The sequence below is a fragment of the Cellulomonas denverensis genome (assembly GCF_012396125.1).
Taxonomy (GTDB): domain Bacteria; phylum Actinomycetota; class Actinomycetes; order Actinomycetales; family Cellulomonadaceae; genus Cellulomonas; species Cellulomonas denverensis.
This window is the reverse complement of record NZ_JAAXOX010000003.1, coordinates 392,692-415,696: the sequence shown is the minus strand read 5'-3', so window position 1 is coordinate 415,696 and position 23,005 is coordinate 392,692. Positions and strand designations below refer to the sequence as shown.

Here is a 23,005-nt window from a genome sequence, read left to right as displayed (position 1 = left end):
AGCCTCGACTGCTCCGAGGATGCCCGATGCTGGGTGCCCGTCATGGTCGGGATGGCGGGATTCGAACCCACGACCTTCCGCTCCCAAAGCGGACGCGCTACCAACCTGCGCCACATCCCGTGCGCCGCAGAGTCTAGTGGCGGCGCGGACCAGCGCGGTGACTCCGGTACGCTGGGGGCCGCTGTTCCGGCTCGTCCGGGACCAGTGCGGATGTAGCTCAATGGTAGAGCCTCAGTCTTCCAAACTGATTACGCGGGTTCGATTCCCGTCATCCGCTCCCCGCCTCCGGCCCGCACGCCGGGCACCCGCCCGGCCCCTGCGCGACCAACTCGCCGGGCCCGCTCCGTGCCTGACCCGCTCGGCTCCCTCCGTGCCTGACTAGCCCGGCCCCTGCGCGCCTGACTCGCCCGGCTCCCTCCGTGCCTGACCCGGCCGACCCGCCCGCGCTCCACGAATGCGGAGAACCTGCCGCCCGAACCGCCCGAATCCCCGCACGTTCTTCGCACTCGTCGCGCCGAGGGCGCAGTTCGCGGTGGCCGCACGGGCGTGGGACCGACGGGAACTGCGCCCTCGGCGGGGGCGGGGCGGGCACGGACAGGGGCACGGGGGGCACGGGCGTGGCACGGGCGTGGCACGGAGGGCTCGGGCAGGCGGGGCGGGCCAGTGGACGGTCCCGGACCGGGCGCGGGTCACGGGCATAGGCTCGGCGACCGTGACTGCTGCGACTCCGGTGACCCGTGCCGACTCCCCCGCCGCCCCCGACCCCGACGACCCGCGTTCCGAGTACGACAAGCTGCTCGCCGGGGACTGGTACCGCTACCGGCTGAGCGCGGAGCTGGGCGCGATCACCGCGGCCGGGCACGAGGCCTCGCGGCGGATCGCGGAGCTGTACCGGGAGGACCCCGAGTCGGGGCTGGCGCTGCTGCGGGAGACCCTGGGCGGCTTCGGTGAGGGGGCCGACTTCCGGCCGCCGTTCTACGTGGAGTACGGCGCGCACCTGAGTGTGGGCGAGCGCAGCTTCATCAACACCGGGTTCATGGTGATCGGCGGCGGCCGGGTGACGATCGGCGCGGATGTGCTGGTCGGGCCGGAGGCGCGGTTCTACACCTCGAACCACCCGACCGAGCCGGAGCTGCGGCGCCAGGGCTGGGAGCGGGCGCTGCCGATCACGGTGGAGGACAACGTGTGGTTCGGCGGCAGCGTGGTGGTGTGCCCGGGGGTGACGATCGGAGCGAACAGCGTGATCGGCGCCGGGTCGGTGGTGACCCGGGACATCCCGGCCGGGGTGTTCGCCGCGGGCAGCCCGGCGCGGGTGATCCGGGAGCTCTAGGCTGCCGGGCGGTCAGCTCCGCTCGGCCCACTCCGCGACCGCGGTCAGGTACGCGCTGCGGGCGGGTTCGGGCGACAGCGCCAGGTCGTGCGCACCGCCCTCGATCACCTCGACCGTGACGTCCTCGCCCAGGTTCGGCGCCAGCCGCCACATGTCGGCGACGTCCAGCACCGAGTCGGTGGTCAGCAGGTGCTCGTGCCAGCGGTCGTCCGGGCCGGTGGTGTCCGACGTGAGCACCAGCACCGGCACGTCGATCGCCAGCCCGCGCCGGACGGCCGACTGTCCGCGGCGTACCGCCCGGATGAAGGACGCGCGCGCCGGGAAGTCGGTGTGCGGCTTCCAGGCCAGGTCGTAGCCCCACTCGGCATGCGCCGCCTCGCCGTAGTGCGGTGCCAGGCGGCGCAGCGGCAGATCGGGGGCCACCAGCCCGAGCACGTCGATCACGCCGGTCAGCACGGTGCGCTCCAGCCGGGTGCCGCGCAGGTCGAGCCAGGGGCTGTTCAGCACCAGGGCGTCGATCAGGCCGGTGCCGTGGCGGGCGTCGGCCCACAGGGCGGCGATCAGCCCACCGGTGGAGTGCCCGAGCAGCACCACCCGGCGGTGCCGCCGGCGCAACAGGTGGATGGCGGTGTCCACCTCCTCGGCGTAGACCCCGAGCGAGCGGACGGTGTTCGGGGTGCGGCCGGGCCGGATCGAGCGCCCGTAGTCCCGCAGGTCCAGGCCGTACAGGTCGATCCCGCGCTCGGCCAGCGCCGCCCCGACGTGGTCGTGGAAGAAGTAGTCGACGAACCCGTGCAGGTAGAGCACCGCCGGGCGGTCCGGGTCGGTCCCTGCGTCGGCGCGGTGCACCAGGGTGGCGACCGGGTCCGGGCGGCCGGGCAGGTCGGGGCGCAGCGGGAGCGTCCGGCGCCGCCAGTCGGGTCCGAGCACGTCGAGGTCGTCGGCCATGGGGCGATCCTGGCACGACATCCCTGGTCACCGGGTGGCGACCGGGTCCGGGCTGGGCCACCGTGGGTGCCGTGACAGGCACGGGACGATGGGCGGGCATGTTTGTCGCCGCACAGCTGTTACGGCTACCGTCATCTCGGCCGATCCGGCCGATGACCTGGGACCGCACGGAGGGAGCGCACCATGACCACCCCGCGCACCCTCGCCCCGATCCCCGCCGCCCCGGCCTGTCGCTGTCGGTAGAGCGCTGGCCGTCCTGCCCGGGGTCCCGCGGTGGGATCCCGACGGCCCGGGCCAGCGCTCGCCCCGTTCCGCACATCCCTCATCGGCAGACAGGACGGCAGTGACATGGCACGGATCTACGACGACGCGACCCAGCTGATCGGCAACACCCCGCTGGTCCGGATCAACAAGCTCACCGAGGGCCTGGGCGCCACGGTGGTCGGCAAGCTGGAGTTCTACAACCCGGCGAACTCGGTGAAGGACCGGATCGGGGTGGCGATCGTGGACGCCGCCGAGGCGTCCGGGGAGCTCAAGCCGGGCGGCACGATCGTCGAGGCGACCAGCGGCAACACCGGCATCGCGCTGGCGTTCGTCGGCGCCGCCCGCGGCTACGACGTGGTGCTGACCATGCCGGAGTCGATGTCCAAGGAGCGCCGGGCGCTGCTGCGGGCATTCGGCGCGGAGCTGATCCTCACCCCGGCCGCCGAGGGGATGAAGGGCGCGGTGAACAAGGCGAACGAGATCGTCGAGCAGCGCCCGGGCGCGATCCTGGCCCGGCAGTTCGCCAACGAGGCCAACCCCGCGATCCACCGCCGCACCACCGCCGAGGAGATCTGGAACGACACCGACGGCGCGGTGGACATCGTGGTGGCCGGGATCGGCACCGGCGGCACGATCACCGGCGTGGGCCAGGTGCTCAAGGAGCGCAAGCCCTCGGTGCAGATCGTCGGGGTGGAGCCGGCCGAGTCGCCGATCCTGAACGGCGGCCAGCCCGGCCCGCACAAGATCCAGGGCATCGGAGCGAACTTCGTGCCGGAGATCCTGGACACCTCGATCTACGACGAGATCATCGACGTGGACGCCGACACCGCGGTGAAGGTCGCCCGCCAGGCCGCCACCGACGAGGGCCTGCTGGTCGGGATCTCCTCCGGTGCCGCGCTGCACGCCGCGATCGAGCTGGCCAAGCGGCCGGAGAACGCCGGGAAGCTGATCGTCGCGATCATCCCGTCCTTCGGCGAGCGTTACCTGTCCACCATCCTCTACGCCGACCTCCTGGACTGACCCGCGATGACCTCGACCCCGCTGCGCCGGTTCGCACGCACCCTGCGTGAGGACCTGGAGACCGCCCGCCGCCGGGACCCCGCGGCCCGGTCGCTGGTCGAGGTCGCCCTGGTGTACCCCGGCCTGCACGCAGTGTGGGCGCACCGGCTGGCACACCGGATGTGGCGGGAGCCGGGCCTGCGCCTGCCGGCCCGGCTCCTGGCGCACGTCTCCCGGGCGGTGACCGGGGTGGAGATCCACCCCGGCGCCACCATCGGGCGGCGGCTGTTCATCGATCACGGGATGGGCGTGGTGATCGGCGAGACCGCGGTGGTCGGCGACGACGTGGTGCTGTTCCACGGCGCGACCCTGGGCGGCAAGTCGATGCGCAAAGGCAAGCGGCACCCCACGGTCGGCGACCGGGTGGTGGTCGGCAGCGGGGCGAAGGTGCTCGGCGCGGTGTGGATCGGCGACGACGCGCAGATCGGTGCCAACGCGGTGGTGCTCAAGGACGTGCCGCCGGGCGAGGTCGCGGTCGGCGTCCCGGCGAAGATCCGCCGCAAGCCGGCCGCCGCTCCCCCGGAGCCCGAGGTCGACGACCCGGCGATCTACATCTGACGCCCGGGGTTACTCCGCGGAGCTCGCCGCGCCGTCGGACCAGCCCCGGGCACCGATCTCGGGCCGGCCGCTCCACGGCTCGCCGAGCAGCGGCGAGGAGATCAGCATGTCCGCGGTGGCCCGGTTGCTGGCCATCGGGACGTTCCAGACCGCGCCGATCCGCAGCAGTGCCTTGACGTCGGGGTCGTGCGGCTGCGGCTCCAGCGGATCCCAGAAGAACACCAGCATGTCGATGATGCCCTCGGCGATCTTGGCGCCGATCTGCTGGTCGCCGCCGACCGGGCCGGACAGCAGCCGGGTCACCGGCAGGCCGAGTTCGTATTCCAGCATCGTCCCGGTGGTGCCGGTGGCGTAGAGGTGGTGCCGCGACAGCGTGCCGCGGTTGAACTCGGCCCAGCGCAGCAGCTCGGCCTTCTTGTTGTCGTGGGCGACGAGGGCGATGTGGTGCGCGACTCCCGGCATGGGCACAGCGTACGGTCGTCCGGCGTTTGTTCTAGTTGCAGTCGAACAACTACACTCGGCCCATGCTGTTCCGGATCGATCCCACGCTCGACGAGCCGCTGTTCGCGCAGCTCGCCGGGCAGGTGCGGGCGGCGGTGATCCGCGGCGAGCTGACCCCGGGCACCCGGCTGCCGGCCGCCCGGGAACTGGCGGCCTCGCTGGAGATCAACCTGCACACCGTGCTGCACGCCTACCAGGACCTGCGCGACGAGGGCCTGATCGAACTGCGCCGCGGCCGGGGTGCGGTGGTCTCCGCGCACAGCGACCAGGACTTCACCGCCCTGCAGCAGGCGCTGGACGCGGTGGCCGACGCGGCCGGCGACCTGGGGCTCGCGCCCGGGACCACACTCGGACTGGTGCGCGACGCACTGGCCAGGAAGGACGCTCGATGAGACACCGCCGGTCCACCACCCTGATCGGACTGCTGCCCTCCCTGGTGATCCTCGGCGCCGCCGGGCTGATCGCCTGGTCCTGGCGCGACCAGCTGCCCGACCCGATCGCCACCCACTTCTCCGCCGACGGGCCGGACCGGTTCGGATCGCTGGGCGGGTTCATCGCGCTGATGCTCGGTGTGTTCACGGCGGTGGCGATCTCGGCGTGGCTGGTGGCGCTCATGCTCGGGCTGTCGTCCTCCACCCGCCGGATCGGGGTGGGGGTCGCGGTCGGGATGAGCGGCTTCGGCGCGGCCCTGCTGCTGGGCTTCCTGAACGCCGGACGTGGCCTGGCCGACGCCCAGGAGATGGGGTCGGTCAACAGCGTGGTGGTGATCGCCGGGCTGATCGGGCTGGGGCTGGGGGCACTGGCGGCGTGGGCGGTGCCCGGCGACCCGGCGCAGCCCGCACACGGGAAGGTGACCGGACCACGGCTGGCGCTGGGCGAGAACGAGCGCGCGGTGTGGCGCCAGCAGGTGACCAGCCGGATCGGGCAGCAGCTCGGCGGCTGGATGACCGTGCTGATCGTGGTGCTGGCGATCGTGCTGCAGTTCCCGGCGATGCTGCTGATCGCGGCAGTGCTCGCCGTGCTGCTGGTCGGCATGACCGTGATCCAGGTGACCGTGGACGCCACGGGCCTGCACCTGCGGTCGGCGGCGGGCCGGCCGCGGCTGACCGTCCCGGTGACGGAGATCACCGGGGTCGAGGTGCAGCAGGTGAACGCACTGCGGGAGTTCGGCGGCTGGGGCATCCGGGTCGGCCGGCAGGGCCAGCTGGGCTGGGTGATGCGCAACGGGGAGGGCATCCGGGTGCACCGCACCGGCGACCGCGACCTGGTGGTCACCGTGCCGGATGCCGCCACCGGTGCCGCCCTGCTGGCCACGCTGGCGCAACGGGCACGGGAGTCGGGTAGCCCGGAGGACTGAGAACCGGCAGCATGGCGCCGTCGACGACGACGGGAGCGGGCATGCGGATCGGGTTCCACACCGGGTACTGGTCGGCGGGTCCCCCGCCCGGCGCCGCGGAGGCGGTGCGCGACTGCGACCGGCTCGGCGTCGACTCGGTCTGGACCGCGGAGGCCTACGGCTCGGACGCCTTCACCCCGCTGGCCTGGTGGGGCGCGAGGACCGAACGGGTCCGGCTCGGCACCGCGGTGGCGCAGATCGCCGCCCGGACACCCACCGCGACCGCGATGGCGGCGCTCACCCTGGATCACCTGTCCGGCGGCCGGTTCACCCTGGGCCTGGGGGTCTCCGGACCGCAGGTGGTGGAGGGTTGGTACGGCATCCCCTACCCCCGACCGCTGGCCCGCACCCGGGAGTTCGTGGCCGTGGTGCGCGACGTGTTGCGCCGCGAGGGACCGGTCCGGGCAGACGGTGACTTCTACCGGCTCCCGCTGCCCGAGGGTGACGGGATGGGGCTGGGCAAGGCGCTGCGCTCGACCGTGCACCCGCTGCGGGCCGATCTGCCGATCCACCTGGCCGCCGAGGGACCGAAGAACATCGCCCTCACCGCGGAGATCGCCGACGGCTGGCTGCCGCTGTTCTACACCCCCCGGCTGGACGACGACTTCCGGCAGCTGCTGGCCGACGGCTTCGCCCGGCGCGCCGCCGGGACCCGCCCGGTCGAGGAGTTCGAGGTGTCGGCGACGGTGCCGGTGGCGCTCGGCACGGATGTCGAGTCGGCGGCGGACCGGATCCGGCCCTTCGTGGCGCTCTACGCCGGCGGGATGGGCGCGAAGGGCGCCAACTACCACGCGAACGCACTCGCCCGGCTGGGCTACGCCGAGGCCTGTGCCGAGATCCAGGCGCACTGGGCGGCCGGCGACCGGGCCCGGGCCGCGGCGGCGGTGCCGACCGAGCTGGTGCTGGACGTGGCGCTGGCCGGGACGGCGGCGGACCTCGCAGCGCAGGCGGCGCGGTGGCGGGCGACGGCGGTGACCACGATGGTGCTGCAGTGCGGCCCGGCGGAGCTGGCCCCGGTGGTGGGTGCGCTCGGGATGACCTGGCAGAACTCCTAGCAGGCCGAACCGTCCACCTGGCAAGACACTCAGTGGCGCGTCTTGTGCGCCCTTCCACGCCGCGGCTAGGGTCGGCACATCCCGAGGCGTGAACGACACGTCTCACTGGGCAAGACGACCACGGGGAGGCTGACGTGCGAATGCGCACCGTGCTCCCCTGTCGCTGTCCGCGCACGGCATGTCGCCCGTGTCCGCGCTGCGCCTGAGGCACTGACCTCCGCGCGACACCGACCCGCAAACCGCGGTCGCGCGCCGCCGCCGACCCCCGCCCGGCCCCACCGGTCCGGCCCGGTCGCCCTCCCCCACCGCCCCGCCGACGGATCGCCTCCGTCGCCCCAGCCCCGGGACGCCCAGATGAGCCCCACCACCACCGCCCACCCGGTCGGCCTGCGCGAGGTCCGCCGCGCCTTCGACGGCCCGGCCGGCCCCCGCCTCGTGCTGGACCGGGTCGACCTGGACATCGCCGCGGGCGAGATCGTCGCGGTGATCGGCGCCTCCGGCTGCGGCAAGTCCACCCTGCTGCGCCAGGTCGCCGGGCTGGACACCCCGGACGCCGGCACGATCACCCTGGCCGGCACCCCGGTCCGCGGCCTCGACCCGCGCACCGCCGTGGCCTTCCAGGAACCGCGGCTGCTGCCCTGGCGGACGCTGGCACGCAATGTCGCCCTGGGACTGCCCCGGGGCACCGCCCGGTCCGACGGTGCCGAGCAGGTCGCCCGGCTGCTGGAGCTGGTTGGGCTGGAGAGCTCGGCCGGTCTGCGGCCGCGGCAGGTCTCCGGCGGGATGGCGCAGCGCGCGTCCCTGGCCCGGGCACTGGCCCGGCGGCCGGGGGTGCTGCTCCTGGACGAGCCGTTCGGGGCGCTGGACGCGCTGACCCGGCTGCGGATGCAGGACCTGCTGCTGGCGGTGCACGCCGCCAACCCGGTGACCGTCCTGCTGGTCACCCACGACGTGGACGAGGCGCTGTACCTGGCCGACCGGGTGGTGCTGCTCGGCAGCCCGGACCCGGAGCACGGCTCGGTCCGCCGGGTGATCACGGTCCCCGGCGACCGTCCCCGCGACCGCGCCGACCGCCGGCTGGCCGAACTGCGCGCCGAGCTGCTGGACGGCCTGGGCGTGCCCAGCCATCACCACGACCCCGACCTGCACCACTCGATCTGACCCTCCCCACCCACAGACCGGAGACCCCCGATGACCGCCCGTACCTTCCGACTGGCCCTGGCCGCCACCTCCCTCGCCGCCACCCTGGCCGTCGCGGGCTGCGTGTCCGGTGAGGGTTCCGCCGCCGAACCCGCCGCCGGCGACGACGCCGCCTCCGCCGACTCCGGCTGGAGCGCGGACACCCTGACCCTGGACTACGCCACGTACAACCCGCTGAGCCTGGTGATCAAGGACCAGGGCTGGATCGAGGACACCCTCGGCGACGACGTGACCGTGGAGTGGGTGCAGTCCGCCGGATCGAACAAGGCGAACGAGGCCCTGCGCGCCGGCGCGGTGGACGTCGGCTCCACCGCCGGGTCGGCCGCCCTGCTGGCCCGGGCGAACGGCTCACCGATCCGCACCATCGACATCTACTCCCAGCCGGAGTGGGCGGCGCTGGTCGTTCCGGCCGGCTCGGACATCACCAGCGTGGCGGACCTGGCCGGCAAGTCGGTCGCCGCCACCAAGGGCACCGACCCGTACTTCTTCCTGCTGCAGGCGCTGGACGAGGCCGGGGTCGACCCCGCCGACGTCGAGGTGCAGAACCTACAGCACGCGGACGGCAAGGCCGCCCTGGAGAACGGCTCGGTGGACGCCTGGTCCGGGCTGGACCCGCTGATGGCCGCCTCGCAGGCCGAGGCCGGGTCGACGCTGCTGTACCGGAACGTCGACTTCAACACCTACGGCTTCCTGAACGCCACCCAGGACTTCCTGGACGCCAGCCCCGACCTGGCGCAGGTGGTGGTCGACGCCTACGAGAAGGCGCGCGCCTGGGCGCAGGAGAACCCGGACCAGGTGGTGTCGATCCTGGCCGAGGTCGCCGGCATCGACCCCGCGGTGGCAGAGACCGTGATCACCGAGCGCACCCACCTGAACATCGACCCGGTGCCCGGCGATGCCCAGCGCGACGTGCTCGAGGTGGTCGGCCCGATCTTCGTCGAGTCCGGTGACGTGGCCAGCCAGGAGCTGGTGGACACCGCGCTGGACGAGCTCTTCGACCCGCAGTTCGCCGAGGCCGCCGACCCGGGCAGCATCGCCGGCTGAGTCGCCGGCACCCCCACGAAGGAGCCCGCCATGTCCCCCGTCCTGGGCACCATCACCGGCACCAGTGCACCGGTGACCGACGCCCGCGGTCGCATCCTGCCGGGGCAGAACCCGTTCAGCCCCGGCAGCAGCCGTGCGCGCCCGGGCACCGGCCCCCTGGCCCGCCGCCCGGTCCGCCTGGCCCTGGGCCTGCTGTTGCCCGCGGTGCTGCTGGTGGTCTGGCAGCTGGTCACCAGCGCCGGCCTGGTGGCGCCGTACCAGCTGCCCAGCCCGGCCTCGGTGTGGACCGCGGCGGTCGATCTGGCCGAGCGCGGGCTGCTCGGCCAGTACGTGGCGATCTCCACCCAGCGGGTGCTGCTCGGCTTCCTGATCGGGGCGGCGCTCGGCCTGGCGGTCGGGTCGGTGGTGGGGCTGTCCCGGTTGGCGGGGGCGCTGCTGGAGCCGCTGCTCGGGGCGGTGCGGGCGGTGCCCTCGCTGGCCTGGGTGCCGCTGCTGATCCTGTGGATGAAGATCGGCGAGGAGTCCAAGCTCACCCTGATCGCGATCGGGGCGTTCTTCCCGGTCTACACCACCGTGGTGGCGGCGCTGCGGCACGTCGACCCGCAGTTGGTCGAGGCCGGCCGGGCCTACGGGCTGCGCGGGGCCCGGCTGCTGGGCGCGGTGCAGTTGCCGGCCGCGGTGCCCTCGGTGGTCGCCGGGCTGCGGCTCGCGCTCGCGCAGTCCTGGCTGTTCCTGGTCGCCGCGGAGCTGATCGCATCCTCGATGGGGCTGGGCTTCCTGCTGATGGACTCCGGCAACAACGGCCGGGTGGACCGGATGCTGCTGGCCATCGTGCTGCTGGCCGGGCTCGGCAAGCTGACCGACGGGCTGATCGGCCTGGCCGAGCGGCTGCTGAGCCGGAGGTGGGGATGAGCACCTTCGACACCCTGAACGCCGAGCAGCGCCGGTTCCCGGCCCCGGCCGGCGACTGGCAGATCGGCCCGGCGGAGCACGCCGCGCTGCTGGCCGAGGCCGCCGCCGACCCGGTGGCGTTCTGGGAACGGGCCGCCCGGCGGCTGACCTGGGACACCCCGTGGCACACCGCCCACACCTGGGAACCGGCCCGCGGGGAGGGCGACCAGCTCACCGTGCCGCGGATCGAGTGGTTCGCCGGCGGCCGGCTGAACGCGGCGGTGAACTGCGTCGACCGGCACGTGGACGCCGGCCGGGGCGAGAAGGTCGCGATCCACGCCGAGGGCGAGAACGGCGACCGGCGCTCCTACACCTACCGGCAGCTGCGGGACGAGGTGTCCCGGGCGGCGAACGCGCTCACCGCGCTGGGCATCGGGCCCGGTGACCGGGTGGTGGTCTACCTGCCGGTGATCGCCGAGACGATCATCGTCACGCTGGCGATCGCCCGGATCGGCGCGGTGCACTCGCTGGTCTTCGGCGGGTTCAGCGCGGACGCGGTGCGGTTCCGGGTGCAGGACACCGGCGCCAAGCTGCTGGTCACCAGCGACGGGCAGTTCCGGCGCGACGCCGCGGTCGAGGTCAAGTCCGCCGCCGATGCCGCGGTCGACGGGCTGGACCACGTCGAGCACGTGCTGGTGGTCCGGCGCACCGGGCAGCAGGTCGCCTGGACCGCGGGCCGGGACGTGTGGTGGCACGACGTGGTGGACACCGCGAGCCCGGAGCACACCCCGCAGTCCTTCGACGCCGAGCACCCGTTGTTCGTGATCTACACCTCCGGCACCACCGGCAAGCCCAAGGGCCTGGTGCACACCACCGGCGGCTACCTGACCCAGGCGTCCTGGACGCACTGGGCGGTGTTCGACGCCCGGGAGGACGACGTGCACTGGTGCACCGCCGACCTGGCCTGGGTCACCGCGCACACCTACGAGATCTACGGTCCGCTGAGCAACGGGCTGACCCAGGTGATCTACGAGGGCACCCCGGACACCCCGCACCGCGAGCGGCACCTGGAGGTGATCGAGCGCTACCGGGTGACGACGTACTACACCGCGCCCACCCTGATCCGGACCTTCATGACCTGGTTCCCGGACGGGCTGCCCGCCGGGCACGACCTGTCCTCGATCCGGCTGCTCGGCACGGTGGGCGAGGCGATCAACCCGGAGGCCTGGGTCTGGTTCCGGGAGCAGTTCGGCGCCGGGACCGCCCCGGTGGTGGACACCTGGTGGCAGTCGGAGACCGGCGCCGCGGTGATTGCGCCGCTGCCCGGGTCCTCCACCCTCAAGCCCGGGTCGGCCACCCGCCCGCTGCCCGGCCTGTCCGCGAAGGTGGTGGACGCCGACGGCGCCGAGGTGCCCCGGGGCGGCGCCGGGTACCTGGTGATCGACCGGCCGGTGCCCGGGATGGCCCGCACGGTCTGGGGCGACCCGGAGCGCTACCGGGATTCCTACTGGCGGACCTTCGCCCGGCAGGGCTACTTCCTGGCCGGCGACGGGGCCTCCTGGGACGCCGACGGCGACATCTGGCTGCTCGGCCGGGTGGACGACGTGGTCAACGTCTCCGGGCACCGGCTGTCCACCATCGAGATCGAGTCCGCCCTGGTCGCCCACCCCGCGGTCGGCGAGGCGGGGGTGGCGGGGGTGGACGACCCGGTCACCGGGCAGTCGGTCGCCGCCTTCGTGGTCCCGGCGGTGGCCCCCGGGTCGCCGGAGGACCTGGCTGCCTGGCAGCGGGCGACCGAGGAGCTGCGCGAGACCCTGCGCGGCCACGTGGCCCACCAGATCGGGCCGGTCGCCAAGCCGCGGCACCTGTTCCTGGTCCCCGAGGTGCCCAAGACCCGGTCCGGGAAGATCCTGCGCCGGTTGCTGGCCGATCTGCACGACGGCCGGGCCCTGGGCGACCGCACGTCGTTGCAGAACCCCTGGGCGGTGCAGCAGGTCGCCGACCTGCTCGACGCCCACCGCACCACAGTTGGAGAGTTCACCGCATGAGCGACCACCAGTTCGGCTTCCGCACCCGCGCCCTGCACGCCGGCGGGGTGCCCGACGCCGCCACCGGCGCCCGGGCGGTGCCGATCTACCAGACCACCTCGTTCGTCTTCCAGGACACCACCGACGCCGCGAACCTGTTCGCGCTGCAGAAGTACGGGAACATCTACTCCCGGCTGGGCAACCCCACGGTGGCGGCGCTGGAGGAGCGGGTCGCGTCGTTGGAGGGCGGGATCGGCGCGGTGGCGACCGCCTCGGGGATGGCCGCCGAGTTCATCACCTTCGCAGCGCTGGTCGGGGCCGGCGACCACGTGGTGGCCAGTTCCCAGCTGTACGGCGGCACCCTGACCCAGCTGGACGTGACCCTGCGCCGGTTCGGGGTGGACACCACCTTCGTGCCCGGCACCGACCCGGCCGCCTTCGCCGCCGCGATCCGGCCGGAGACCAAGGTGCTGTACACCGAGGTGGTCGCCAACCCCTCCGGCGAGGTCGCGGACCTGGCAGGGCTGGCGCAGGTGGCGCACGCGGCGGGCATCCCGCTGGTGGTCGACTCCACCCTGACCACGCCCTACCTGATCCGGCCGATCGAGCACGGGGCGGACATCGTCATCCACTCGGCGACCAAGTTCCTCGGCGGGCACGGCACCACCCTGGGCGGCGTCGTCGTGGAGTCCGGCCGCTTCGACTGGGGCAACGGCAGGTTCCCGCAGATGACCGAGCCGGTGCCGTCCTACAACGGCGTGAAGTGGTGGGAGAACTTCGGCGAGTACGGCTTCCTGACCAAGCTGCGCTCCGAGCAGCTGCGGGACATCGGACCGTCGCTGTCCGCGCAGTCCGCGTTCCAGCTGTTGCAGGGCGTGGAGACCCTGCCCCAGCGACTGGACGCCCACCTGGCGAACGCCCGCACCGTGGCGCAGTGGCTGGCGGACGATCCCCGGGTCGGTCAGGTGCTCTGGGCCGGGCTGCCCGGCCACCCGCACCACGAGCGCGCCGCGCGGTACCTGCCGCTCGGACCCGGCTCGGTGTTCGCCTTCCGGCTGGCGCCCGGCGGTGGCCGGGACGGCCGGGAGGTCGGGCGCCGGTTCATCGAGAACCTGCAGCTGGCCAGCCACCTGGCCAATGTCGGCGACTCGCGCACCCTGGTGATCCACCCGGCCTCGACCACCCACCAGCAGCTGTCCGCCGATCAGCTCGCCGCCGCCGGGGTGCCGGACGACCTGGTCCGGATCAGCGTCGGCCTGGAAGACCCGGAGGACATCCTGTGGGACCTGGACCAGGCGCTGACCGCCGCCACCACCGAGGGAGCGACCCGATGACCGCCCGCACCTGGCAGGGCCCGTCCGCCCAGGAACGCCTCGCCCTGCTGCGCCGCACCCGGTCGATCGCGATCGTCGGCGCGTCCAACAATCCGGCCCGGGCCAGCTACTTCGTGACCACCTACCTGCTGTCCAGCTCGCCGTACCGGCTGTTCCTGGTCAACCCGCGCGAGACCGAGATCCTCGGGCAGCCGGTCTACCCGTCGCTGGCCGATCTGCCGGAGACCCCGGACCTGGTGGACGTGTTCCGGCGGCACGACGACCTGCCCGGGGTGCTGGACGAGACCCTGGCGGTGGGCGCCCCGGCGCTGTGGTTGCAGCTCGGGTCCTGGCACGAGGAGGTCGCCCGGCGGGGCGAGGCGGCCGGGTTGACCGTGGTGATGGACCGGTGCGTGAAGATCGAGCACGCCCGGTTCCACGGCGGGCTGCACCTGGCCGGCTTCGACACCGGGGTGATCAGCTCGCGGCGGGCGCTGGGCTAACCGGCGGCGACGGTGGCGGGCTCGGGCACCTGATAGGCCGGGTTCGCCACCAGCGGCAGCACCACCGAGTCGATCAGCCGCTCGGCGAACGCCTGGTCGATCGCGACGTGGGCCACCGCCTTGCCGTAGTGGATCATCGCCGGGGCGACCGCGGCGATCATGTCCAGGTCGGCGCCCGGATGCACCTCGCCGCGCTCGCGTGCCCGCTCCAGCAGCGTGCGCATCAGCCGCACCCGCCCGGCCACGAACTGCTCGTGGAACACCCCGGCGACCTCGGGCTCCTGCTTGACCGCCACGATCAGGCCGGACATCAGCTCGTCGTTCTTCATCCGGGTGACCAGGCCGGCCACCGACAGCAGGTCCTCGCGCAGCGATCCGGTGTCCGGCACCTCGTCCGCGTGCAGCTGCGGCGAGCACATCAGGCTGTCCACGGTCAGCCGCACCTTGGACGACCAGCGCCGGTAGACGGTGGCCTTGCCGACCCCGGCACGCTCGGCGACCGCGTCCATGGTCATCGCCTGGTAGCCGCGCTCGACCAGCAGGTCGCGGGCGGCCTGGAGGATCACGTCGTCCTTGCCGGGATCGCGACGACGGCCGGGCCGGCACACCGGGTCCGGGGCAGCGCCGGCCGTCGTGGCGGCGTCGCTCGACGACATCCGGACTCCTCTCGTCGCGCGCCATCGTGCCACTCGGCGCACACTGACACAAATCGAGACTTAGGAGTTCCGGAACTGCCGAGTTTCGGTTTAGAGTCTGCGCACCGACCACGACGTCTCCCCCGGAGTCCCCATGTCCTCTCCCCTCGCTGCCCCGACGCGCAGCCGCTGGTTCGTGCTGGCCACCGTGGCCCTCGCCCAGCTGATGGTCGTGCTCGACGCGACCATCGTGAACATCGCGATGCCCTCGGCCCAGGCCGAACTCGGCTTCTCCGACAATGACCGGCAGTGGATCGTCACCGCCTACGCCCTGGCCTTCGGCAGCCTGCTGCTGCTCGGCGGGCGACTGTCCGACATGCTCGGCCGGCGCCGGATGTTCCTGATCGGGCTGGTCGGCTTCGCCGTCGCCTCCGGCCTCGGTGGCGCGGCCGGCTCCTTCGAGCTGCTGGTCGCCGCCCGGGCGCTGCAGGGCGTATTCGGCGCGGTGCTGGCCCCCGCCGCCCTGTCCGTGCTGACCACCACCTTCACCGTGCCGGCCGAACGCGGCCGGGCATTCGGCATCTTCGGCGCGATCGCCGGGATGGGCGGCGCGATCGGCCTGCTGCTCGGCGGCTACCTGACCGAGAACTTCGACTGGCGTTGGAACCTCTACGTCAACGTGGTGATCGCCGCCGTCGCGCTGATCGCCGGGCTGGTGTTGCTCCCCCGCACCGCGGGCACCACCGATCACCGGCTCGACCTGCCCGGCGTCCTGCTCGGCTCGCTCGGCCTGTTCGCGTTGGTGCTCGGCTTCTCCCAGGCCGAGCCGCAGGGCTGGGACTCGGTCGCCACCTGGGGACCGCTGGCCGCCAGCGTGCTGCTGCTGGCCGCCTTCGTCTGGCGCCAGCGCACCGCCGCCCACGCGGTCCTGCCGCTGGGCGTGATCCTGGACCGGGACCGGGGCGCGTCCTACCTGTCGATCCTGGTCGCCGGGTCCGGGATGTTCGGGGTGTTCCTGTTCCTGACCTACTACCTGCAGTCCACGCTGGGGTTCAGCCCGATGCGCACCGGGGTGGCCTTCCTGCCGATGGTGGTCTCGATCATCGTCACCGCGCAGATCCAGTCCAACCTGCTGATCCCGCGGTTCGGCCCCAAACTGCTGGTGCCGATCGGCATGACGCTGGCGGCGCTCGCGATGCTCTCCTTCACCCAGTTGCAGCTGGACAGCAGCTACCTGCACGTCCTGCCCGGCCTGATCCTGATGGGAATGGGGATGGCCTCGATCATGCCCGCGTCCTTCCAGCTCGCCACGCTCGGGGTGGAACAGCGGCTGGCCGGCGCGGCCTCCGCCCTGGTGTCCACCAGCCAGCAGGTCGGCGGGGCGATCGGCACCGCGCTGCTCAACACCCTGGCCGCCACCGCCGCGAGCGCCTACCTCGCCGACCACGCCCCGGCGACCCCGCTGGTGCAGGCCGAGGCAGCGCTGCATTCCTTCGACACCGCCTACGCCTGGTCCGCGGGGATCTTCCTCGGCGGGGCGGTGCTGGCCGGCGTCCTGTTCCGCCGCCGCGCCGACCGGGTCGCCCAGCAGGCGCTCGCCCCGGTCGCCCTGGAGCCCGCCGTCGCACACTGAGCCGCGCCCCGGCCTGACGAGTGCGGAGAAGCTGTCGCCCGAATCGCTCGGATCGCGGCAGCTTCTCCGCATTCAACGGCGGCGCGGGGGGTCGGCGGCGGCGTGGTGGGAGTCGGGGCGGGGCCGGGGAGCTTGGGGGTGCCGGGGCCGGGGAGCTCGGAGGGCCGGGGCCGGGGAGCTGGGCCGGGTCAGTCGGCCGGGAACCAGACCGCCCGGCGCAGCGCGACCCGGGTGCCGTCCGCGGTGAGCGGCGTCCCTTCGGCGCGCAACCGGTCCAGGGCGACCGTGGCGTGCTGCGGCGGTGGGGAGCCGGCCGCGTTCACCACCCGCCACCACGGCCAGTCCCCGTCGCCGTCGGCCATGATCCGGCCCACCACCCGCGGCCCACCGCGGGCCCGGCCACCGGCGGCCACCAGCCGGTCCGACACCACCTCGGCGACCAGCCCGTAGGTCATCGCGCGGCCGGCCGGGATCTCCCGGACCAGGGCCCGCACGGCCTCGGCGTACTCGGTGTCCATCAGCCCGCCCGCCGGACCAGCACCAGCGCCCGGTCGTCGCCCTCCGGGGCCCTGACCGCGCGCATCAGGTCCTCGGCCCCGCCGCGCCGGGTGGCCAGCAACTCCTCGGCGGCGCCCATCAGCCGGTCGATGCCCAGGTCCAGGTCACCGCCGGGGGTCTCCACCAGGCCGTCGGTGTAGAGGATCAGGGTGTCACCGGGCGCCAGCCGGCCGGTGCCGGTGACGTACTCCGGGTCGTCGATCACGCCGAGGGCGGGGCCACGCAGCTGGGGCAGCCGCTCCACCCGGCCGGAACCGGCGTGCAGGTGCACCGGCGGCAGATGCCCGGCCAGCGCGACGGTGTACAGCCCGGTCTCCAGGTGCACGGTCAGGTGCACGGCGGTGGCGAAGCCCTCCGGCCAGCGACGGCCGAGCAGGTAGGCATTGGCGGCGGGCAGGAACTCCCGGGCCGGCAGCGACCCGATCATCCCGGCCAGCGCGCCGGACAGTTGCAGGCTGCGCACCCCGGCCGCCTGCCCCTTGCCGGAGACGTCCACCAGCGCGAGCTCCAACAGCCCGGGCCGGTTCGCGGTCACCACGAAGTCCCCGGAGAACGCCTCCGCGTGTGCGGGCCGCAGGGTGGTGTCCACCGACCAGCCGTCCGGCAGTGGCGGGACCTCACCGTGGGCGGCGATCCGGTCGCGCAGGTCGACCAGCATCAGCTCCCCCGGCGCGCCCTGCAGCCCCAGCCGTTCCCGGTGCGCCGCGAAGGCCAGCAGTGCCACGATCGCGATGCCCTGCAACACCCAGGTCCCCGGGGTGAACTCCCCCAGGCCCAGTACCGCCACCATCACCACCTGCACCACGATCGCGGCGCACAGCAGGATCATCGGCCGCAGCCGGAGCAGGAAGGAGCCGAGCAGCTCCACCAGGATGTAGGTCGAGGGCGGCACCCACGGCCGGGCGGCCACCAGGCCGAGCGTGACCAGCCCGGTCAGGCCCACCAGCACCACGGTCAGCGCGCGCTGCGAACCGAGGCCCCAGCGGTGCAACTGCCCGCGGGCCTGCTCGAGGACGCTCGGCGAGCGAGCGGAGTCGTGCGGCATGGTCCGCAGAGGGTATCCACAGGTTCGGCCGGAAAAGACCTGCGCGCCCGGCCTGTCGTCGTCAGGATGTCCTCATGCTTCCCGACGAGTACCAGCTGATCACCGTGCCCGAGTCGCGGCTGGCGGAGTTCCGCGCCGTCGACGAGTTCGGCTTCGCCGAGCACGTGGACGAGGAGACGCTCAAGCAGCTGACCTTCTCCATCCCGTTCGACCGCACCCGAGCGGTGCAGCGGGACGGCGAACTGACGGCGGTGCACGGGTCCTTCCCGTTCGAGCTGACCCTGCCCGGCGGCACCGCCCGGTGTGCCGGACTGACCTGGGTGGCGGTGCGGCCGGACCACCGGCGCCGTGGCCTGCTGACCGCGATGATCGCCGACCACCTGGCCCGTTCCGCCGAGCGGGGTGAGGCGGTGTCCGCGCTGTTCGCCGCGGAGCCGGCGATCTACGGCCGGTTCGGCTACGGGTCGGCGGCCGACACCCTGCGGCTGACGCTGCCCCGGGGCGCGAAGCTCCGGGACGTGCCGGGTTCGGCCGAGCTGACCGTCCGGTTCGAGACCGCCGACCGGGAGCAGCACGAGCAGGCGATCATCGACCTGCAGGCCGCCGCCTGGTCCGCCCGCCCGGGCTGGGTGAACCGCTCCACCGAGGGCCTGCGCCGCAGCCTGCTGGTCGACCCGCCGGCCTGGCGGGACGGCGCCGAACCGCTGCGGCTGGTGACCGTCCGCCGCGGCACCGAGCTGGTCGGCTACGCCCTGGTCGCCCGCAAGGAGAAGTGGGACGAGGCCGACAACCCGGCGTACACCGCGAAGGTCCGGTCGCACGGCGCGCTGGACCCGGCCGCCGCGCACCGGCTGTGGACCTTCCTGCTGGACCTGGACCTGGTCTCGACCGTGTCCGCGAGCTTCGCACCGGACGACATGTTGCCGCAGCTCCTGGTGGACCAGCGCAAGGTGAAGCCCCTGCTGATCGACAACGTCTGGGTCCGGGTGGTCGACCTGCCCGCAGCGCTGGCCGCCCGCGACTACGCCCGGGACGTCGACGTGGTGCTGGCGGTGCGGGACCGGCTGCTGCCGGCCAACGACGGCACTTGGCGTCTGACCGTGACCGGCGGCGACGCCACCGTCACCCGCACCGACGACGCCCCGCAGCTCACCCTGGACGTGCGGGAGCTGGGCGCGCTGCTGCTCGGCGGCCGGTCGCTGGCCGCGCAGGTCCGGGCCGGGCTGGTCCAGGCGCAGGACCCGGAGCCGGTCGCGGCACTGGACGCGGCGCTGCGCTGGCACACCGCCCCGCACACGCCCTGGGGCTTCTGAGACACGACGATGCCCCCGGTGCCACAGCGCACCGGGGGCATCGTCGTGCAGGTCAGGAGCGGGACGCCTCGTAGGCGGACATCAGGTCGATCCGGCGCTGGTGGCGCGGGTCCTGGCTGAACGGCTCGGCCAGGAAGGCGTCGACCAGCTCGATCGCCTGGTCCACCGAGTGCTGGCGGGCGCCGATCGCGACCACGTTCGCGTCGTTGTGCTGGCGGGCCAGCTGCGCGGTGTCGGTGTTCCAGGCCAGCGCGGCCCGCACCCCGATCACCTTGTTCGCGGCGATCTGCTCGCCGTTGCCCGAACCGCCGATCACCACACCGAGGCTGCCCGGGTCGGCGACCACGGCCTCCCCGGCGGCGAAGCACACCGGCGGATAGTCGTCCTGGGCGTCGTACTCGGCGGCACCGTGGTCGGTCACCTCGTGCCCGGCGGCACGCAGGTGTTCCAGGAGCGCGGCCTTGAGCTCGAATCCGGCATGGTCAGCGGCGACGTGGATGCGCATGACGCCATCCTGCACCACCTGCGGCCCCGCCGCGACGGTCGACCGTACGCTGGCCCCATGACGCATTCCGGCATCGACCCGACCGACCTGGACCCCGCCACCCGACCGCAGGACGACCTGTACCGCCACGTGAACGGGCTGTGGTCCGACGCCCACGTGATCCCGGCGGACCGGGCGATGGACGGGTCGTTCCGCGCGCTGTACGACCAGGCGGAGGAGCAGGTCCGGGACATCATCACCGAGTCCTCGACCGGCCAGATCGCCGACCTGTACGCCTCCTTCATGGACACCGATGCCGTCGAGGCCGCCGGCGTCGCCCCGCTGGCCCCCGAGCTGGACCTGATCCGCTCCGCCACCGACCACCAGGACCTGATCGACGTGCTGGGCGCCCTGCAGCGCGCCGGGGCGGTCGCCGCGGCCGGGTTCTTCGTCGACACCGACGCCGACGACCCCACCCGGTACGTGGTGCACCTGACCCAGTCCGGACTCGGGCTGCCGGACGAGTCCTACTACCGCGAGGAGCAGCACGCCGCGGTGCTGGCCGCCTACCGGCCGCACATCGCCCGGATGCTGCTGCTCGGTGGCTGGGCGGCCGACCAGGCGGACGCCGAGCAGCAGGCCGGTGCGGTGCTGGCGCTGGAGACCGGGCTGGCCGCCGGGCACTGGGACGTGGTCAAGGACCGGGACGCCGACCTCACCCACAACCCGACCACGCTGGCCGACCTGTCCGACGCCGCCGCCGGCTTCGACTGGCCGCGCTGGATCCGGGCCCTGCACGCGCCGGAGGGCTCCTTCGACCAGCTGATCGTGCGCCAGCCGTCGTACCTGGCCGAGCTGGCCGCCCGCTGGACCGTCGAGCCGGTGTCGGCCTGGCAGTCCTGGCTGGCGTACCACACCATCAGCGACCGGGCGCCGTACCTGTCCGCGGAGCTGGTGGAGGCGAACTTCGACTTCTACGGCCGCACGCTGACCGGGGCGCAGGAGCTGCGCGACCGGTGGAAGCGCGGGGTGTCGCTGGTGCAGGGTGTGCTCGGCGAGGCGGTCGGCAAGGTCTACGTCGAGCGGCACTTCCCGCCGGCGCACAAGCAGCGGATGGAGCAGCTGGTCGCGAATCTGGTCGAGGCCTACCGGGAGTCGATCAGCGGCCTGCCGTGGATGAGCGAGCAGACCCGCGAGCGCGCGCTGGCCAAGCTGGACGCCTTCACCCCCAAGATCGGCTACCCGGCCAAGTGGCGGGACTACGCCGCGCTGGAGATCGACGCCCACGACCTGCTGGGCAACATCCGCCGCGCGGCCGCCTTCGAGCAGGACTACGAGCTGGGCAAGATCGGCCGGCCGATCGACCGCGACGAGTGGTTCATGACGCCGCAGACGGTGAACGCCTACTACAACCCGGGGATGAACGAGATCGTCTTCCCGGCCGCGATCCTGCAGCCGCCGTTCTTCGACGCCGACGCCGACGACGCGGTCAACTACGGCGGGATCGGCGCGGTGATCGGGCACGAGATCGGGCACGGCTTCGACGACCAGGGGTCCAAGTACGACGGCGAGGGCCGGCTGCACGACTGGTGGACCGACCAGGACCGCGCCGAGTTCGAGCAGCGCACCACCGCCCTGATCGAGCAGTACAACGGCTTCTCCCCGCGCCAGCTGGACGGCTCGCACCACGTGAACGGCGCCCTGACCATCGGGGAGAACATCGGCGACCTGGGCGGGCTGTCGATCGCGCTCAAGGCCTACCGGATCGCGCTGGGCGGCTCGCTGGACGACGCCCCGGTGATCGACGGGCTGACCGGTGTGCAGCGGGTGTTCCTCGGCTGGGCACGGGTCTGGCGGACCAAGGGCCGCGACGAGGAGGTCATCCGCCGGCTGTCCACCGACCCGCACTCCCCGGACGAGATCCGCTGCAACGCGGTGGTGCGGAACATCGACGAGTTCTACGCCGCCTTCGACGTGCAGCCGGGCGACGGGCTGTACCTGGCGCCGGAGCAGCGCGTCACCATCTGGTGAGCAACCCGGGTGGGGCTGCCCGGCTCAGGGCAGCTCCACCCGCTCCGCCGTCGCGATCCGGAAGCCCACCCCGGCCCCGTCCACGCAGCTCATCCCGTTGGACCCGGAGGTGCAGGTGTAGTCCCCCACCTGCTGGGAGCTGCCGTACTGCAGCACGTCCACGTCGGCGCCCGCGGCGGAGGGCGCCTGGTCGGTGCAGGGCACGTCCACACCGTCGGCGGTCAGGGTGATCACGTGGCCGGTGCCGGCGCCGGTGCAGCCGTCGATCTGCGGTGCCTCCACCGAGGTGTTGGCGATGGTGCAGGTGACGCCGTCGGCGGTCATGTCGCACACGATGTTGCCGGTGGGCGAGGCGAACCGCTGATCGGCACTCGACGAGGCGGTCTCCCCCTCGGCGGGGCTGGTCGCCGCGGGGCTGCCGGAGCTCGTCGTGCCGGGAGTGCCAGTGGCGGTGTCGTCAGGCTCGGAGCCGCCGCCGAGCACCAGGATCGCGGTCACGCCGAGCGCCACGATCAGCACCAGGTCGACCACCAGGAAGATCTTCAGTCCGCGGGACAGTCCCGCCAGCGCACCGGCCATGCTCGCCGCCCTCTCAGTCGAACTGCGGACCCTGGGTGCGGGTCCGCTTGAGCTCGTAGAAGCCGGGAACCCGGGTGATCATCGCGAGGCCGTCGAACAGCTCCAGCGCCTGCTCGCCCTTCGGCGCGGGGGTGATCACCGGGCCGAAGAAGCCGACCCCGTCCAGGGCGACCACCGGGGTGCCGACCTCGTCGCCGACCAGCGCCAGCGCCTCGGCGGTGGAGGCGCGCAGCTGGGGGTCGTACTCCTCGGAGTCGGTGAAGGCCAGCAGCGAGTCGGGCAGGCCGGCCTCGGCCAGCGACTCGGCGATGATCGCGCGGGTGTCGGTGCGGCCGCCCGGGTGGCGGCGGGTGCCCAGGGCGTCGTACAGCGGCTTGGGGTCGGCGCCGTACAGCTCCTGCGCGGCGACCAGCACCCGGACCGCCGCCCAGGAGTCGTCCATCAGCGCGCGGTAGTCGGCGGGCAGGTCACGGCCCTCGTTCAGCACGGACAGGCTCATCACGTGCCAGCGCACGTCGATCTCGCGCTGGCGCTGCACCTCGGTGATCCACCGCGACGTCATCCAGGCCCAGGGGCAGGCAGGGTCGAACCAGAAGTCGACAACGGGTGCGGTGGGGGTCGAGGTCACGTGGCGCCTC

Annotated in this window: 23 protein-coding genes and 2 tRNA genes; 16 read left to right on the top strand and 9 right to left on the bottom strand. The window is 73.3% G+C overall.

The annotated features are described in order from the left end of the window. Nucleotides 1-43: 43 nt before the first annotated feature. Nucleotides 44-120: transfer RNA gene (locus HGA03_RS08760), tRNA-Pro, on the bottom strand. An 86-nt stretch (nt 121-206) separates the two neighbouring features. On the opposite strand from HGA03_RS08760, the gene HGA03_RS08755 reads away from it, so the two are divergent. Together HGA03_RS08755 and HGA03_RS19330 are read left to right on the top strand one after the other, a co-directional pair. Continuing rightward, nucleotides 207-277: transfer RNA gene (locus tag HGA03_RS08755), tRNA-Gly, on the top strand. A 435-nt stretch (nt 278-712) separates the two neighbouring features. After that, a complete protein-coding gene (locus tag HGA03_RS19330; RefSeq protein ID WP_275407604.1) occupies nt 713-1,330 on the top strand; it encodes a sugar O-acetyltransferase in 618 nt (205 codons plus the stop codon). A gap of 12 nt (nt 1,331-1,342) precedes the next feature. On the opposite strand, the gene HGA03_RS08745 is transcribed toward HGA03_RS19330, so the two are convergent. Next, on the bottom strand, nt 1,343-2,278 hold the full coding sequence (locus tag HGA03_RS08745; protein ID WP_203767559.1) for an alpha/beta hydrolase: 936 nt from the start codon (nt 2,276-2,278) through the stop codon (nt 1,343-1,345). Between the two features lie 348 nt (nt 2,279-2,626). Here HGA03_RS08745 and cysK point away from each other — a divergent pair, with 348 nt between their 5' ends. Both cysK and epsC read left to right on the top strand, forming a co-directional pair. Then, nucleotides 2,627-3,562 (top strand): cysteine synthase A, encoded by a 936-nt coding sequence (cysK, locus tag HGA03_RS08740; protein ID WP_168629854.1) that lies wholly within the window; start codon nt 2,627-2,629, stop codon nt 3,560-3,562. A 6-nt stretch (nt 3,563-3,568) separates the two neighbouring features. Beyond that, nucleotides 3,569-4,159, top strand: a complete 591-nt coding sequence (epsC, locus tag HGA03_RS08735; RefSeq protein WP_168629853.1) for a serine O-acetyltransferase EpsC — start codon at nt 3,569-3,571, stop codon at nt 4,157-4,159. Between the two features lie 9 nt (nt 4,160-4,168). On the opposite strand, the gene HGA03_RS08730 is transcribed toward epsC, so the two are convergent. Then, on the bottom strand, nt 4,169-4,621 hold the full coding sequence (locus tag HGA03_RS08730) for a methylglyoxal synthase (protein ID WP_168629852.1): 453 nt from the start codon (nt 4,619-4,621) through the stop codon (nt 4,169-4,171). A 62-nt stretch (nt 4,622-4,683) separates the two neighbouring features. Here HGA03_RS08730 and HGA03_RS08725 point away from each other — a divergent pair, with 62 nt between their 5' ends. The 9 genes from HGA03_RS08725 (at nt 4,684) to HGA03_RS08685 (ending at nt 14,089) form a co-directional block, all read left to right on the top strand. Then, nucleotides 4,684-5,052: a GntR family transcriptional regulator gene (locus HGA03_RS08725; protein WP_168629851.1), complete on the top strand. Its 369-nt coding sequence runs from the start codon at nt 4,684-4,686 to the stop codon at nt 5,050-5,052. Beyond that, nucleotides 5,049-6,017 (top strand): DUF1648 domain-containing protein, encoded by a 969-nt coding sequence (locus tag HGA03_RS08720; protein WP_168629850.1) that lies wholly within the window; start codon nt 5,049-5,051, stop codon nt 6,015-6,017. The genes HGA03_RS08725 and HGA03_RS08720 overlap by 4 nt, the downstream gene beginning before the upstream one ends. Nucleotides 6,018-6,058: 41 nt before the next feature. Beyond that, entirely contained in the window at nt 6,059-7,111 is a 1,053-nt protein-coding gene (locus HGA03_RS08715) for an LLM class F420-dependent oxidoreductase (protein WP_168629849.1), read from the top strand. Nucleotides 7,112-7,465: 354 nt separating this feature from the next. Next, complete coding sequence (locus HGA03_RS08710; RefSeq protein ID WP_168629848.1) at nt 7,466-8,272, top strand: ABC transporter ATP-binding protein; 807 nt, start codon at nt 7,466-7,468, stop codon at nt 8,270-8,272. A gap of 30 nt (nt 8,273-8,302) precedes the next feature. Then, entirely contained in the window at nt 8,303-9,355 is a 1,053-nt protein-coding gene (locus HGA03_RS08705; RefSeq protein ID WP_168629847.1) for an aliphatic sulfonate ABC transporter substrate-binding protein, read from the top strand. Between the two features lie 30 nt (nt 9,356-9,385). Beyond that, the gene (locus HGA03_RS08700; RefSeq protein WP_168629846.1) at nt 9,386-10,267 is read left to right on the top strand and encodes an ABC transporter permease; all 882 of its coding nucleotides are present in this window, start codon (nt 9,386-9,388) and stop codon (nt 10,265-10,267) included. Then, the gene (acs, locus tag HGA03_RS08695; RefSeq protein WP_168629845.1) at nt 10,264-12,294 is read left to right on the top strand and encodes an acetate--CoA ligase; all 2,031 of its coding nucleotides are present in this window, start codon (nt 10,264-10,266) and stop codon (nt 12,292-12,294) included. Before HGA03_RS08700 ends, acs begins: the two co-directional genes overlap by 4 nt. After that, nucleotides 12,291-13,607, top strand: a complete 1,317-nt coding sequence (locus tag HGA03_RS08690; protein ID WP_168629844.1) for an O-acetylhomoserine aminocarboxypropyltransferase/cysteine synthase family protein — start codon at nt 12,291-12,293, stop codon at nt 13,605-13,607. The genes acs and HGA03_RS08690 overlap by 4 nt, the downstream gene beginning before the upstream one ends. Then, on the top strand, nt 13,604-14,089 hold the full coding sequence (locus tag HGA03_RS08685; protein WP_168629843.1) for a CoA-binding protein: 486 nt from the start codon (nt 13,604-13,606) through the stop codon (nt 14,087-14,089). Before HGA03_RS08690 ends, HGA03_RS08685 begins: the two co-directional genes overlap by 4 nt. Here HGA03_RS08685 and HGA03_RS08680 read toward each other — a convergent pair. After that, nucleotides 14,086-14,745, bottom strand: coding sequence for a TetR/AcrR family transcriptional regulator (locus tag HGA03_RS08680; protein ID WP_168629842.1), 660 nt, complete (start codon nt 14,743-14,745; stop codon nt 14,086-14,088). The genes HGA03_RS08685 and HGA03_RS08680 overlap by 4 nt on opposite strands. A 133-nt stretch (nt 14,746-14,878) precedes the next feature. Between HGA03_RS08680 and HGA03_RS08675 the strand changes: the two genes are divergently transcribed. Beyond that, complete coding sequence (locus HGA03_RS08675; protein ID WP_168629841.1) at nt 14,879-16,357, top strand: MFS transporter; 1,479 nt, start codon at nt 14,879-14,881, stop codon at nt 16,355-16,357. A gap of 188 nt (nt 16,358-16,545) precedes the next feature. Here HGA03_RS08675 and HGA03_RS08670 read toward each other — a convergent pair whose 3' ends face one another. Continuing rightward, entirely contained in the window at nt 16,546-16,875 is a 330-nt protein-coding gene (locus tag HGA03_RS08670) for an MGMT family protein (protein ID WP_168629840.1), read from the bottom strand. Next, complete coding sequence (locus tag HGA03_RS08665) at nt 16,875-17,960, bottom strand: PP2C family protein-serine/threonine phosphatase (protein WP_168629839.1); 1,086 nt, start codon at nt 17,958-17,960, stop codon at nt 16,875-16,877. The genes HGA03_RS08670 and HGA03_RS08665 overlap by 1 nt, the downstream gene beginning before the upstream one ends. A gap of 74 nt (nt 17,961-18,034) precedes the next feature. Here HGA03_RS08665 and HGA03_RS08660 point away from each other — a divergent pair, with 74 nt between their 5' ends. After that, nucleotides 18,035-19,273, top strand: coding sequence for a GNAT family N-acetyltransferase (locus tag HGA03_RS08660; protein ID WP_168629838.1), 1,239 nt, complete (start codon nt 18,035-18,037; stop codon nt 19,271-19,273). 52 nt (nt 19,274-19,325) lie between these two features. On the opposite strand, the gene HGA03_RS08655 is transcribed toward HGA03_RS08660, so the two are convergent. Further along, entirely contained in the window at nt 19,326-19,778 is a 453-nt protein-coding gene (locus tag HGA03_RS08655; protein ID WP_168629837.1) for a ribose-5-phosphate isomerase, read from the bottom strand. A gap of 57 nt (nt 19,779-19,835) precedes the next feature. Here HGA03_RS08655 and HGA03_RS08650 point away from each other — a divergent pair, with 57 nt between their 5' ends. Then, a complete protein-coding gene (locus HGA03_RS08650; RefSeq protein ID WP_168629836.1) occupies nt 19,836-21,788 on the top strand; it encodes a M13 family metallopeptidase in 1,953 nt (650 codons plus the stop codon). Between the two features lie 24 nt (nt 21,789-21,812). Here the strand turns inward: HGA03_RS08650 and HGA03_RS08645 are convergent, their stop codons facing one another. Beyond that, nucleotides 21,813-22,367: a flagellar basal body-associated FliL family protein gene (locus HGA03_RS08645; protein WP_168629835.1), complete on the bottom strand. Its 555-nt coding sequence runs from the start codon at nt 22,365-22,367 to the stop codon at nt 21,813-21,815. Nucleotides 22,368-22,380: 13 nt separating this feature from the next. Beyond that, nucleotides 22,381-22,995 (bottom strand): mycothiol-dependent nitroreductase Rv2466c family protein, encoded by a 615-nt coding sequence (locus HGA03_RS08640; RefSeq protein ID WP_168629834.1) that lies wholly within the window; start codon nt 22,993-22,995, stop codon nt 22,381-22,383. Nucleotides 22,996-23,005: the final 10 nt, after the last annotated feature.

Excerpts from the sequence above, each read along its gene's own strand:
- HGA03_RS08745 (WP_203767559.1), bottom strand. The coding sequence starts at position 2,278 with ATGGCCGACGACCTCGACGTGCTCGGACCCGACTGGCGGCGCCGGACG.
- cysK (WP_168629854.1), top strand. The coding sequence starts at position 2,627 with ATGGCACGGATCTACGACGACGCGACCCAGCTGATCGGCAACACCCCG.
- epsC (WP_168629853.1), top strand. The coding sequence starts at position 3,569 with ATGACCTCGACCCCGCTGCGCCGGTTCGCACGCACCCTGCGTGAGGAC.
- HGA03_RS08730 (WP_168629852.1), bottom strand. The coding sequence starts at position 4,621 with ATGCCGGGAGTCGCGCACCACATCGCCCTCGTCGCCCACGACAACAAG.
- HGA03_RS08725 (WP_168629851.1), top strand. The coding sequence starts at position 4,684 with ATGCTGTTCCGGATCGATCCCACGCTCGACGAGCCGCTGTTCGCGCAG.
- HGA03_RS08720 (WP_168629850.1), top strand. The coding sequence starts at position 5,049 with ATGAGACACCGCCGGTCCACCACCCTGATCGGACTGCTGCCCTCCCTG.
- HGA03_RS08715 (WP_168629849.1), top strand. The coding sequence starts at position 6,059 with ATGCGGATCGGGTTCCACACCGGGTACTGGTCGGCGGGTCCCCCGCCC.
- HGA03_RS08710 (WP_168629848.1), top strand. The coding sequence starts at position 7,466 with ATGAGCCCCACCACCACCGCCCACCCGGTCGGCCTGCGCGAGGTCCGC.
- HGA03_RS08705 (WP_168629847.1), top strand. The coding sequence starts at position 8,303 with ATGACCGCCCGTACCTTCCGACTGGCCCTGGCCGCCACCTCCCTCGCC.
- HGA03_RS08700 (WP_168629846.1), top strand. The coding sequence starts at position 9,386 with ATGTCCCCCGTCCTGGGCACCATCACCGGCACCAGTGCACCGGTGACC.
- acs (WP_168629845.1), top strand. The coding sequence starts at position 10,264 with ATGAGCACCTTCGACACCCTGAACGCCGAGCAGCGCCGGTTCCCGGCC.
- HGA03_RS08690 (WP_168629844.1), top strand. The coding sequence starts at position 12,291 with ATGAGCGACCACCAGTTCGGCTTCCGCACCCGCGCCCTGCACGCCGGC.
- HGA03_RS08685 (WP_168629843.1), top strand. The coding sequence starts at position 13,604 with ATGACCGCCCGCACCTGGCAGGGCCCGTCCGCCCAGGAACGCCTCGCC.
- HGA03_RS08680 (WP_168629842.1), bottom strand. The coding sequence starts at position 14,745 with ATGTCGTCGAGCGACGCCGCCACGACGGCCGGCGCTGCCCCGGACCCG.
- HGA03_RS08675 (WP_168629841.1), top strand. The coding sequence starts at position 14,879 with ATGTCCTCTCCCCTCGCTGCCCCGACGCGCAGCCGCTGGTTCGTGCTG.
- HGA03_RS08670 (WP_168629840.1), bottom strand. The coding sequence starts at position 16,875 with ATGGACACCGAGTACGCCGAGGCCGTGCGGGCCCTGGTCCGGGAGATC.
- HGA03_RS08665 (WP_168629839.1), bottom strand. The coding sequence starts at position 17,960 with ATGCCGCACGACTCCGCTCGCTCGCCGAGCGTCCTCGAGCAGGCCCGC.
- HGA03_RS08660 (WP_168629838.1), top strand. The coding sequence starts at position 18,035 with ATGCTTCCCGACGAGTACCAGCTGATCACCGTGCCCGAGTCGCGGCTG.
- HGA03_RS08655 (WP_168629837.1), bottom strand. The coding sequence starts at position 19,778 with ATGCGCATCCACGTCGCCGCTGACCATGCCGGATTCGAGCTCAAGGCC.
- HGA03_RS08650 (WP_168629836.1), top strand. The coding sequence starts at position 19,836 with ATGACGCATTCCGGCATCGACCCGACCGACCTGGACCCCGCCACCCGA.
- HGA03_RS08645 (WP_168629835.1), bottom strand. The coding sequence starts at position 22,367 with ATGGCCGGTGCGCTGGCGGGACTGTCCCGCGGACTGAAGATCTTCCTG.